Raw genomic sequence first — 12,704 nt, 5'->3', positions numbered from 1 at the left:
CGAATTTTCCGATATAACTGTAGTGTAAACAGAGAAAGGAGATGGACATGAACACCATTAACCCATCATACACTAATCCATTTCTAACAGGTCAAAATACTGCCCGTAGTCGCAAAGAGAATGTAAATACGAGCGCATCTTCTGAAACAAGTGACACCTCCTCAAGCGGCAGCATTATCGATGCGCAAGTTAAAGCATTAGAAAAAAAGATTGCCGAGCTTGAAAAAGAGATTGCGGCGGAACAGAAAGCCGCTAAAAATGATGAACTGAGTATGAAAAATCTTCAAGTAAAAGAGGCTCTGTTAGCTTCATACCAAGCAGAACTTTTTAAGCTTGAAATGCAAATTGCCAAGGCAACTTCGCTATTGGCTTAAATCCCTGTTTGCGTTGTCTAAAAGTCTTACATGTAAAGAGAGGTGTAAGGCTTTTTAAGTGGGTATGCGGTACAATCACTCAAAATAATTTAATTGAGATATGATGAGCGACACAACCTACACCCATTTACATTTACACACAGAATACTCACTGCTTGATGGTGCCAATAAAATAGGCAAACTAGCTAAAAAACTCAAATCCCAAGGCGTTACTTCCGTTGCCATAACGGATCATGGCAATATGTTTGGCGCGATTGATTTTTACAAAACGATGCGCAAAGAGGGCATCAAGCCCATCATTGGCATGGAAGCGTACATTCATAACCAAGATGACATCGGCGATAAGACGACCAAACAGCGTTTTCACCTCTGCTTATACGCCAAAAATGAGATAGGCTATAAAAACTTGATGTATCTCTCATCGATGAGCTACATTCAAGGGTTTTACTACTATCCTCGTATTAACAAACAGCTTTTGCGTGAGCATTCTGAAGGTCTTATTTGTTCAGGGGCGTGTCTGCAAGGCGAAGTGAACTGGCATCTCAATCTTAACAACAAACGCAACGTTCAATTTGGTGCGCGTGGGTACGAGCGAGCCAAAGAGATCGCCCTTGAATACAAGGAAATTTTTGGCGAAGATTTTTACTTAGAGATTATGCGTCATGGAATTCCTGATCAGCACTTTATTGATGATGATATTTTGCGACTTGCCAAAGAGACGAACATTAAAATCATTGCGACCAATGACACCCACTACCTAGAACAAGATAATGCCGAAGCGCACGAAGCGTTTATGTGTATTGCGATGAACAAAGAGTTTGACGATCCTAACCGTTTGCGCCACTCTGTGCATGAATTTTACGTCAAATCTCCAACCGCGATGAGCGACCTTTTTGCCGACATTCCAGAAGCCATTTCCAACACACAAGAGATTGTGGAAAAGTGTAATTTAGAGATCAAATTAGGCGATCCAACACCTCCAAAATTTAAGTTTATGAAAGAGTATGCCGCCAAAGAGGGGCTTAGTTTTGAGAGTGATGATGACTTTTTTGCTTATCAAAGTCGCAAAGGACTTGAAAAACGTCTTTTATACGTTGATGAAAGCAAACATGAGCAGTACAAAGCAAGACTTGAGCGAGAGATTAAAATCATCTGCGATATGAAATTCCCTGGCTACATGCTCATCGTTTGGGACTTCATCCGTGAAGCCAAAGACAGAGGTGTACCAGTAGGACCTGGACGGGGTTCTGCGGCAGGTAGCTTGGTTGCCTATTCGCTTTTCATCACCGACATCGACCCGATGCCTTACAACCTTCTCTTTGAGAGGTTTTTGAATCCTGAACGTATTAGTATGCCCGATATTGATATTGACTTTTGTCAAAGCAGACGTGGCGAGATTATCGACTATGTGGTTGAGAAATACGGTCGTTACAACGTGGCGCAAGTCATCACCTTTGGTAAGCTTTTGGCAAAGGGCGTTATTCGTGACGTGGCGCGTGTTCTTGCCATTCCTTACGCCGAAGCCGATGCGATGGCAAAACTTATTCCAGATGAACTCGGCATTACGCTTAATGGCATTGGAGTAGAAGGCGAAGAGGGGTATAAAGGTGGCGCTTTTCAAAAAGAGCCAAAACTTCGTGAACTCATTGAAAGCAGTCCTAAGATGCAACGCGTGTGGAAGTTTGCGTTAGCACTTGAGGGACTCAATAGAAACTCAGGTATGCACGCCGCGGGTGTGGTTATTAGCGATGAAGAGTTGTGGCATAAAACACCGCTTTATCAACCCTCTGGTGAAGATCATCTCGTCACGCAGTATTCACTGAACTACCTCGAAGATGTCGACTTAATCAAGTTCGACTTTTTGGGTCTAAAGACCCTCACCGTTATTGATAATGCGCTCAAACTCATCAAATCTCGCTACAACAAAGAGATCAACTTTAACACACTTGATATGAACGATCCTAAGGTGTATGAACTGATTCAAAGTGGTGCTACTGTAGGGCTTTTCCAGATAGAATCCAGCGGTATGCAATCGTTGAATGAACGTCTTAAACCGACAACCTTTGAAGATCTTATTGCGGTTTTGGCCTTGTACCGTCCAGGTCCTATGGAATCGGGAATGTTGGATGACTTTATCGACCGTAAAAACGGCAGAAAAGAGATCAGCTACTTCTTTGATGAATTTACCGAGCCTCTTCGACCGATCTTAGAGCCAACCTATGGGGTTATTGTTTACCAAGAACAAGTTATGCAGATCGTTCAGTCCATTGGCGGTTTTAGCCTTGGCGAAGCGGATCTTATTCGTCGTGCGATGGGTAAGAAAAAAATCGACTATATGAAACAAAAAGCCGAAGAGTTTGCGCAAGGTGCGGTCAATAAAGGGTTGGATAGATCGCATGCGATCGAATTGTTTGACTTGATTGAAAAGTTTGCAGGATATGGTTTTAACAAATCGCACTCTGCTGCTTACGCGATGGTGACGTTCCAGACAGCGTATCTTAAATGTTACTATCCACAAGAGTTTATGGCTGCACTTCTTACTTCAGAGCAAGATAACACCGATAAAATTGTTAAGTACATTGATGAGGTCAAGCGTCTTGGTCTTAAACTTTTACCACCTTCTATTCAGCGCAGTTTAATCGAATTTAGCGCTATTACGGATGACTCAGGAGAAGAAGCGATTCTCTTTGGTATGGGCGCGATCAAAGGTGTGGGCAATGCTGCAATCAGCAAAATCTTAGAAGCTCGAGCGGAAGGTCTGTTTGCCGATATGAGTGATTTCATTTCGCGTATTGACAGTTCCAAAGTCAATAAAAAAGTCCTTGAATCGTTTATAAAATCAGGTAGTTTTGATGATTTTGGCTATACAAGACGTGCTTTGCTTGAAAATATTGATAGCATTATTGAGGCAAGTGCCGAGTGTAGTCGTGCTAAGAAAATGGCGGAGTATTCACTCTTTGGCGATATGGTTGAGATGACGACGGTTCAAGTGAACATTGAAAATATTCCTGAATTTGATAACAAACGCATGCTTGAGCTTGAAAAAGAGACGATTGGCTTTTACATCTCAGGGCATCCATTAGATGCTTTTAGAGCGGAAATTGATGAGATGAACTACACGCTCTCCAGTGAGCGCGATCAGATTGAAGATGGCAGTAAAGCGCTTTTTATTGGCAAAGTGGAGAGTATTACGGAGAAGATCAGCAAAAAAGGCAACAAGTTTGGCATCATCTCTTTAATGGATTTTCATGGTTCTATGGAGCTTACCGTTTTTGAAAAACAGCTTGAAGCACTCTCTCGTATGGATATTGAAAAACCACTCTGTTTTAAAGTTGAAGTGACCAATGATGGGCAGAATGCGAAGATTCGTGTAATGAAAATCATGGAACTCGCCGAGGCTAAAAAAGAGAAAATTGAGACCAAAGTTATTGAAATTCCTCTTGATCCGAAGGTGCTTCTTTTGGATCTTGGCGATGATACCACTCAAATTGAACGGTTGTATCAGATCGTGCGAGAGAGTTCAGGTCGCAGACCTTTGCACCTTATTATTACCTCCAAACTACAAGATGTTGTCATCGAAACTGGCTTTAGTGTCGATGATAGCATTGATGAAAAAATCGCAGAATGGGATTTTGTAAAGGTTGTTTAGTCTTTACATGTAAGGCTTAGGCTTCTTGTCAAAGCCTTCTATTTTGCGATTTTGATTTCAAAGCCTTTTGGATCTTCAAGCAGGTTGATCTTGCCATTGTGTGCTTGAATGATCTGCAATGAAAGGGCAAGTCCTAAACCATTCCCTTTGGTTTTGGTTGTTTTAAAGGGCTCAAACAGAATGTTTTTATTCTCAATCGCTTTGCCATCATCCTTTACATGTAAAATAACACAATCGCTATCTTCCACAAATGAAATCGTGACATTACCACTCTCTTTATCACACTCTTCAATGGCATCAATCGCGTTAAAAATAAAGTTTTGAAGCACTAAATTTAAAAGCTCAAAATCCGCTTTGATCTCCACATGAGGCAGATCAAAATGAAATGCCACCTCTTTAGTGTAGGAGTAGTGCGAAATGGCTTGCTCACACTCTTTAATGAGGCGATCAAGGTAAAAATAGCTTGGGTTGATCTGGACATTTTTCGTAAAAAGAAGGGTTGCTTTAATGATGCGTTCCACCCTCCAAATGGATTTTTTAATCTCCGTCACAAGAGGTTTGACACTGGGGTCAACTTTCTTTAAAAGGGTTGAGGCAAGTAAGGACACGGAGCCTATGGGATTTCGAATTTCATGGGAGAGGTGTGCGGCAACTTGTCCCATGGAAACAAGGCGTTCTTGACGTTTTCCCTCAGTAATGTCCGTGGCGGTGATAATTTTTTTATCGCCTTTAGTGACGCTTTTAATGAGATAAGATTTGCCTTCAAATTCGACCTCACTCTCCTCTTCAAGGCAGAGTCCTTCTAAGATCATGCCGATTTTTTTAGCTTCACTGTTTTGTAAAAAGATGGCACCATCTTCATCAAAAACCCACAAAGCGTTAGGCTGTACTTCGATGATTTGACGAATGAAATCTTGCAATGAGGTATACGATTCACCCAGCTTTTTGTACTCATCTTCGATGACATACGTTTGGTTAATAAGGTCTTTTAGACCTTGTTTAAAGAGCTCTTTTTCTTTGGCACTTAGGCTGTTAAGCAAGGTTTCGTCAATCATTTTTGATTCCAATCATCGCATAAGGAGTTTATAAAGGGTATAATACCTAAAAATTTTTGGATACAGTAGTGCAAGCGATTCGTAAAAATATCATTAAAGATAAAAATATTCTCTATTTTGACTACACTGCATCAGGGCAAGCTTACAAGCCCATTGAAAAACAGATGCAGCAGATACTCAAAACCTATGCCAATACCCACTCGGAGGTAGCCTCTAGTGCGGTTACAACGAGTCGTTATTATGCACAAGCGAGAAATGACTTACGCGCAGCACTTGAAATTGATGAGAGCTTTTACATTTTTCCTTGTGGCACGGGTGCTACAGGTGCGATTAAAAAATTTCAAGAGTTAATGGGTCTTTACATTCCTCCTCGCACGCTTAAACGCTACGCGCATAAGCCAGAAAATCTTCCTGTCGTTTTTGTAGGACCTTATGAGCATCATTCCAATGAACTCAGTTTTCGTGAAGGACTATGCGAAGTTGTGCGCATCCCTTTAGACAGTGAAGAAAAAATTGACATCAGCTTTTTAGAGACTAAATTAGAAGCGTATAAAGAGCGTGAGATTATTGCCTCTTTTTCGGTAGCTTCCAATGTTACGGGTATTGTGAGCGATTATAAGAGTATCTATAAGATTATTAAACGTTATAATGGCATTTTATGCCTTGATGCCGCCGCGGCTTCACCTTATATTAACATTGATTGTAATTACTACGATGCTCTTTTCCTCTCACCGCATAAGCTTCTTGGCGGGGTTGGATCATGTGGTATTTTGGTTATGAAAAAAGCGTTGTGTACTGAAAAAACGCCAACGTTTGCGGGTGGTGGAACGGTAGGATATGTCTCACGTACTTCGCACAATTTTTTAAGTGACATTGAACTGATTGAAGATGCGGGAACACCTGCCATTTTGCAATTTATTAAAGCTTCACTTGCCTATAAACTACGTAATGAAATAGGGCTAGAAAAAATTCATGCTCTTGAAGAGGAGTTGAAGTTCTATTTTGGCTCACGTATACGTGCCATTAAAGGCGTTAAACTCTATTGTAAATATTCACAAGATAAACTTCCTATCTTTTCTCTCAATTTTGAAGGGATCAATCCCTATACCATTTCGCAATACCTCTCTGATCATTTTGGTATTCAAACCAGAGCAGGGTGCAGCTGTGCAGGACCGTATGGTCATGATCTTCTTCACCTTGAAGATGGACAAAAATTTGATGAAAAGCCAGGCTGGCTTCGTATCACGATTCATTATACGCACACGAAAAAAGAGATTGACAGGCTTTTAAATGCGATTCAAAAAGCGGTGAAAGCTCTGTCAAAATCACAAAGTTAATATCTTTACATGGAAGATTTTTTAAGAGATCAAATCTCTTCCAAAAATCTTCCATGCTTCTTGATTTTATTTTCTGCTTTTATGACATTTAGGAAAATTTAATATTGTTAGCAATAGAATAGTCTCTTGCACTTTTTTTACGTGAGTGTAAAAAATGTTTTTTCACACAGAAAAGGATACTTGTATATGACGTTAAAAGAACGTATGAAAAATGAGATGATGGTCGTCAAAGCACTGGGTGTTGTTTATGGTGACATTGGAACAAGCCCTATTTATACCCTAGCCGTTATTTTTCTTATTATTCCTCCTACCGTTGCTAGCATTTATGGCATTTTATCGTTTGTATTTTGGGCATTAACGATTCTTGTTACCATTCAATATGCGTGGCTGGCAACAAGTTTGAGCGAAAAAGGAGAGGGTGGTACCGTTGTACTGATTCAGATGCTTACGCCACATCTTAAAAGTGCAAAAATGGTTTCTATGGTCTCTATTTTAGGCTTTTTAGGTCTTTCATTAATGATTGGAGATGGTGTTATAACTCCTGCCATTAGTATTCTGAGCGCGGTGGAAGGTATACTTTTAATACCCTCTTATGCAGAACTTCCCCAAACAGCACTTTTAGTTTTTGCTGCCTTGATTGCGTTTTCTCTTTTTGTGGTACAAAAACGAGGTGTTGAAAAAGTCGCTGCCGCCTTTGGTCCTATTATGGTGATTTGGTTTTTGTGTTTAGGCGGAGTAGGTCTTTGGTATGTCAGTCAAGATGTTTCCATTTTAAAAGCTATTAATCCTATGTATGCCATTAATTTTGCACTGGATCATCCTGCTATAACCTTTATTATCCTAGCAGACATTATTCTTGCAACTACGGGTGGCGAGGCGTTGTATGCTGATATGGGACATTTAGGACGCTTGCCTATTCTTAAAGGATGGATTTTTGCTTTTGTTGCATTGATTTTAAGCTATTACGGGCAAGGTACTTTTTTATTGACACATCCTGAATCTGTCGGTAGCCCTCTGTTTGAAATGATGCAAGAGTTTGCCCCAATTTTTTATATTCCTTTTCTTATATTAACAATTATAGCAACGGTTATCGCTTCTCAGGCGATGATTAGTGGTATTTTCTCAGTGCTCTATCAAGCGATGACAACACGTATTTTCCCTCATTTTCGCGTTGAGTACACTTCCCATGAATTGCGTTCACAAATCTACGTAGGATCAATTAACTGGTTCTTATTTGTGTGTGTCATCATTATGCTTTTTGTCTTTAAAGAGTCTGCAAAGCTAGCGGCAGCTTATGGTTTAGCCGTTGCCGGAGCGATGAGCATTACAGGTGCTTTGATGACGATGATCTTTTTTTACCGCAAAGAGTGGATTAAAATGGGGTTTGCTTCATTTTCTGGAATCGTTAGTTTTATCTTCTTTGCATCGTGTCTCTTGAAAATTCCTCATGGTGGTTATTGGTCGCTTTTAATTGCAGCAGTTCCACTTGGTTTTATCGTTCTTTATACACAAGGACAAGAGCGTCTTTATTCATCGTTTCATTCAGTCGATAAAGAAAACTTCTTAAAAGCCTATACAACGCATTATGCACAAGAGTCCCACATTGAAGGTACTGCTCTTTTCTTTGCTCGTAAGGCAGAAAATATTCCAGCATACATCCCTAAAACTATGTTTCAAAATGGCATTATTTATGAGAAAAACGTCATTGTCAAAGTAAAGCCTACCAGTGAGCCTTTAGGCATCAATACAGAATTCAAATCTTTAGCTGAGGGACTTGATCTTCTTGTGATTCATGTTGGCTATATGGAAGTCTTCAATATGGAAGAGATTCTTAAAAAGCAAGGCATTAATGAGCGAACAATTTTTTATGGAGATGAAGAGATCGTTTCTAAGCATTTCTCATGGAAACTCTATGCTCTTGTTAAAGACATGTCTCCAAGCTTTGTTAGTTTCTATAATTTCCCTCAAGAAAAACTGATTGGCGTTTCTCGCCGTATTGAGATCTAAAGAACCAGCTCTTTTCACCTTAGGATGAGGTTTATACTTCATCCTAAGGTAATCAATACCCTTCGTTTATGACGACAACGATAACACCCTCCATTTCTCTTATCAGATGACACCTTATGTTTCTTCTTTTTTGTATGCATGAAGGTATGCAGTAAAGCGTAATTTGTTTTAAAGTGAGAGATGGAATAATGGGTAAAATAAGAGGTAAAAAAGAGAGAACGTTAAGGCACTATCTCATAGGAGGATAGTGCCTAATAAGAATTTGTTATTTACGGCTGCCAGTTTCGCTGTATTGTTTCATACTTTCAAAGTAGGTATCGCGAAGTGAATTAACATAGGCAGAGGCTTTTTTGGTATCAGTTATAGTAATAAGCGCTTCATTGCCAAATTTGTCACTGACTTTAGAGAGCTCATAAGTCAGTTTTGATTTTTCATTCAGTTTTGTAAGGGCTTTGTAAAATGCCTCATCCATCTCTTTATTTTTAAGTTTGTCGTTTTGGTAGAGATAAAGTGCTACGCGGTAAACTTCATCTTTATCTGTACTGTAAACTTCAACATATTCAATGGCATTGTCTAGGAGCTTAATATTAAAGTAGTTTTGATCCTTCGTAACACAGGAAAACTCTGTACATTTAAAACCATTGGCTTCCAGATAAGTTTTATCTTTACCAATAAGATCATCTAAAAAACCTGCAAAGAGAGATATCTGTGAAGCGATTGCTAAAAAAAGAAGTGCTTTTTTCATAACGTTTACCTTTTTGTATCAAATTAAAAGTAATCAAGACCAAGAAGCAAGTGGTGGGTCCTGAGTGGCTCGAACACTCGACCACCCCGTTATGAGCGGGGTGCTCTAACCAACTGAGCTAAGGACCCATTTTAAAGAGTGAAATTGTATCTTTTTAATTGTTAAAAGAAGATAAAAAGTAACGAAAAATAACGCTACATAGGGGCTTAGAGCGAATATTTGATGGAACGATAGGTTGGATCAAATCGAAAGGCTAACAAGTTCTCTAAAATTCCAAAAAGTGCAAAAAAAGTGATAAAACTACTGCCTCCATAGCTATAAAAAGGCAAAGGGACACCTACCACAGGAGCAAGACCAATCGTCATGGCAATGTTAATGCTCATATAAAAGAAAATAAGCAAAGAGATACCGCTAGTGATGACTCTTGCAAAGTAGTCCTCTTTGAGGATAAAGTTGAGGCTTAACAGATGCATGACCAAAAGGGCATAACAGACAATGAGTCCTAATGCACCCCAAAAGCCAAGGCGTTCAACGGTATAAGCAAAGATAAAATCACTCGTAGCAATGGGTAAAAATTTGTAATGTGTTTGCGTTGCTTCACTACGCTCTTTTCCCGTAAGCCCGCCAGATCCAATAGCAATAATAGACTGCTTAACATGATAACTTGGTTTTTCAGAGATAAAATCCGTAATACGCTGTTTTTGATAGTCATGCAAATTATTGTACATAATAGGGCTGCAAATTCCCACAAGGATTGCTAACGTAATCCATATTTTTTTGTGAACACCGATGACAAAAAGTGTGCCATAGCCTAAGAGAACTAAAATCATAGCAGTTCCAAGATCGGGCTCTTTAGCGACTAAAATAAATGGCAATACAATGTAGAAGCTTAGTTTAAAAAAAGATTTCCATCCATAACCATTCTCTTCGGGAGGATTGTGCTTGATGAGATAGGCAAGCATCAAAATAAAAGCAGGTTTAAAAATCTCTGAGGGCTGAATCGTGAAATGTACAAATGGGATTTCAAGCCAACGCCTAGCACCTAGTTTTGCGATACCAAAGAAATCGACACTCACCAGCAAAATAATCGTCACCCAATAAAAAAAAGGGATGACCCACTCTATTTTTTTAATGGGTATAATGAAAAAGAAAAGAAATGTGATAACGCCAACGGTATAATAGACAATCTGTTTATTGGCAAGCATGACATTTGCTTCAGAGATCAGAAAATAAGAAAGAACAATGATAGGCAGTACAAGCATAGGAATTAAAAAATCAAAATGTGTTAAGATGCGCCTATCAATTTGAAACACTATATCCCTTTGGAAAGTTTTCGCAAGTATATCAAAAAATAGAGGAAAGTAGGCTGGATGGAGTTTACATGTAAAGAGTCAAAAAGGCTGGATGCCGCTATGAGTGAAGCTCTAGAATTGCCGCGCAATCAAGTCGAAAAACTCATTAAAAACGTAGGTGTGTTTGTGGATGGAAAGCGCATCCATAAATGTAGTTTCAAGCTGAATGAAGGCAATGTCGTCAGTTATGAATTTGTACAAGCGGATGAAAGTCCTAGTAGTTATGAAATCAATTTTGACGTGCCAATATTATACGAAGATGACGATCTTTTGGTGATTAATAAACCTCCTTTTTTAACGGTTCATGGCGCACCCAGTGTCAAAGAAGCAACACTGGTGGATTGGCTGAAATTTAAAGGTATCAATCTCTCAACCATTAGCGGAGAAGAGCGTCATGGTATCGTGCATCGTATCGATAAAGAGACGAGTGGGGCACTGGTTATTGCTAAAAATAATGAGGCACACTTAAGCCTCTCTTCGCAATTGGAAGATAAAAGTATGGGAAGGTATTATCTTGCCATTATTGATTTGCCACTCAAAGACAATATCGTTGTGGAATTGCCGATTGGTCGAAGTGCTAACAACCGTTTAAAAATGGATGTTATGAGAGATGGAAGAATGGCAAAAAGTGCTTTTGCAAAGCTCTTAACATCACGTGATGGCAAAAAAGAGTTGATTGCGGCAAAACTTTTTACGGGGCGAACACATCAGATTAGAGTGCATCTAGCTTCCCTCTCTCGCCATATCTTGGGCGATAGTTTATACGGCTTTAAGAGCCAAAATGGTACAATACCAAGAGTTATGTTACATGCTTATATCTTGTATTTAAAGCATCCTAAAACAGGACAATTATTGCAAATAACTGCCCCAACATGGGATGATTTTGATGTTTGTTTAATACACCATTTCAGTAAGGAAGAGGTACATGAAAAAATTACTTTTGATAACATCGTTAATGGCTTTGAGTCTTGTAATCGGTGGATGCACAAAGACAGTTGAAACGCCTAAAGAACCCGTCGTCGATACATCTTTGCCTCATATAGAGGGAATTCGTACACTCCCAGGTGCCACGGAAGTTGGTTTTGAGTGGACGCCTATTTACAGTGCGCAAATAGAAGGGTACTACTTATATCGTATGGAGGGCAATAGCATGAAAAAAATTGCCACCATTAAAGACAGGTATGTATCACACTATGTTGATACAAAATTAAGACCCAATTCAACGTATAGTTATCAGATGAGTACATACTCAGCTGAGAAACATGAATCTGCTCTAAGTTCTATGGCAAGTGTGACAACAACAGCGCTTGTTGCCAATACACCAACAACAGGTGCCATTGATTCTGTTTCATTTATTAACGCCGTTTCAGGGCTTCCAGCTCGTATCAAAATCATTTGGCGACCACATTCTCTGGAGAGCGTAGAGTATTATATTGTTGAGCGTAATGAATATAAATCAAGTGCATGGGAAGAAGTTGGTAAAGTCAAAGGTAGATTAAATGCAGAGTACATTGATAAAGACATTAGAGATAATGCTGTTTATCGTTACCGTGTGAAAGTCAAAACTGTTGATGGTGTTCTCTCCAAACCAAGCGATACGGTTGAAGCATCTTCAAAGCCACTACCTAAGGGAATTTCAGGTGTAAAAGCAACGTCTGATCTACCTAAAAAAATTATTTTAACGTGGAATGCTTCAACGACAAGTGATTTTTCTTATTATAAAATTTACCGTTCTCCAACATCAAGTATGTTTTATAGCTATTATGGCAAAACGCAAAATACTGAATTTGAAGACCTTGTCAGTGATAATGGCAAAACGTACTATTACCGTGTGGTTGCTGTTGATGTTGATGGTCTTGAATCAAAACAAGATGGCTCAATTGCAGGTATGACATTGCCAGCACTTAACGCCCCTTCTGTACGTTCTGCCAAATACGATGGTAGTTCTGTTGTTATTTCATGGGGTGGGGATGATAATGCCATTAAGTACAGCATTACTAAAGAATTTGAAGTCTCCGGTAAAACTAAAAAACAAAATTTTACAGGCATCTTTGAGAGCAATTTCAGTGACCAAGACGTTGTTCGCGGCGTAGAATACAAATACAATATTATTGCAATTGACAAATACGGTATTGCTTCAAAACCTTCTGATAGCGTAGTTATCGTGATTCCTAAGGATTAAAAG

The 12,704-nt window shown here is 39.2% G+C and carries 9 protein-coding genes and 1 tRNA gene; 6 read left to right on the top strand and 4 right to left on the bottom strand.

Annotation, left to right across the window (positions count from 1 at the left end; translation table 11 throughout):
- The first annotated feature begins 47 nt into the window (after positions 1 to 47).
- Together N0B29_RS00835 and dnaE are read left to right on the top strand one after the other, a co-directional pair.
- Positions 48 to 374, top strand: a complete 327-nt coding sequence (locus N0B29_RS00835; protein WP_263831817.1) for a hypothetical protein — start codon at positions 48 to 50, stop codon at positions 372 to 374.
- A 103-nt stretch (positions 375 to 477) separates the two neighbouring features.
- Complete coding sequence (dnaE, locus tag N0B29_RS00830; RefSeq protein ID WP_263831816.1) at positions 478 to 4,023, top strand: DNA polymerase III subunit alpha; 3,546 nt, start codon at positions 478 to 480, stop codon at positions 4,021 to 4,023.
- Positions 4,024 to 4,061: 38 nt separating this feature from the next.
- Here the strand turns inward: dnaE and N0B29_RS00825 are convergent, their stop codons facing one another.
- On the bottom strand, positions 4,062 to 5,078 hold the full coding sequence (locus tag N0B29_RS00825) for a sensor histidine kinase (protein WP_318526684.1): 1,017 nt from the start codon (positions 5,076 to 5,078) through the stop codon (positions 4,062 to 4,064).
- 68 nt (positions 5,079 to 5,146) lie between these two features.
- Between N0B29_RS00825 and N0B29_RS00820 the strand changes: the two genes are divergently transcribed.
- Positions 5,147 to 6,415, top strand: a complete 1,269-nt coding sequence (locus N0B29_RS00820; RefSeq protein WP_263831815.1) for an aminotransferase class V-fold PLP-dependent enzyme — start codon at positions 5,147 to 5,149, stop codon at positions 6,413 to 6,415.
- 186 nt (positions 6,416 to 6,601) lie between these two features.
- Positions 6,602 to 8,422, top strand: a complete 1,821-nt coding sequence (locus tag N0B29_RS00815; protein ID WP_263831814.1) for a KUP/HAK/KT family potassium transporter — start codon at positions 6,602 to 6,604, stop codon at positions 8,420 to 8,422.
- Positions 8,423 to 8,687: 265 nt separating this feature from the next.
- Here N0B29_RS00815 and N0B29_RS00810 read toward each other — a convergent pair whose 3' ends face one another.
- From N0B29_RS00810 to N0B29_RS00800, 3 genes are all read right to left on the bottom strand, one after another.
- Positions 8,688 to 9,167, bottom strand: a complete 480-nt coding sequence (locus N0B29_RS00810; RefSeq protein WP_263831813.1) for a hypothetical protein — start codon at positions 9,165 to 9,167, stop codon at positions 8,688 to 8,690.
- Positions 9,168 to 9,218: 51 nt separating this feature from the next.
- A tRNA-Ile gene (locus tag N0B29_RS00805) sits at positions 9,219 to 9,295 on the bottom strand.
- A gap of 78 nt (positions 9,296 to 9,373) precedes the next feature.
- Complete coding sequence (locus N0B29_RS00800) at positions 9,374 to 10,480, bottom strand: FtsW/RodA/SpoVE family cell cycle protein (protein WP_263831812.1); 1,107 nt, start codon at positions 10,478 to 10,480, stop codon at positions 9,374 to 9,376.
- Positions 10,481 to 10,537: 57 nt separating this feature from the next.
- On the opposite strand from N0B29_RS00800, the gene N0B29_RS00795 reads away from it, so the two are divergent.
- On the top strand, positions 10,538 to 11,518 hold the full coding sequence (locus tag N0B29_RS00795; RefSeq protein ID WP_263831811.1) for an RluA family pseudouridine synthase: 981 nt from the start codon (positions 10,538 to 10,540) through the stop codon (positions 11,516 to 11,518).
- Positions 11,445 to 12,701: a fibronectin type III domain-containing protein gene (locus N0B29_RS00790; protein ID WP_263831810.1), complete on the top strand. Its 1,257-nt coding sequence runs from the start codon at positions 11,445 to 11,447 to the stop codon at positions 12,699 to 12,701. The genes N0B29_RS00795 and N0B29_RS00790 overlap by 74 nt, the downstream gene beginning before the upstream one ends.
- Positions 12,702 to 12,704 lie beyond the last annotated feature (3 nt).

Origin of the sequence: Sulfurospirillum oryzae (assembly GCF_025770725.1) — a bacterium.
Lineage (GTDB): Bacteria > Campylobacterota > Campylobacteria > Campylobacterales > Sulfurospirillaceae > Sulfurospirillum > Sulfurospirillum oryzae.
Note: the sequence above shows the minus strand (reverse complement) of the source record. Positions and strands in the feature narration are given on the sequence as shown.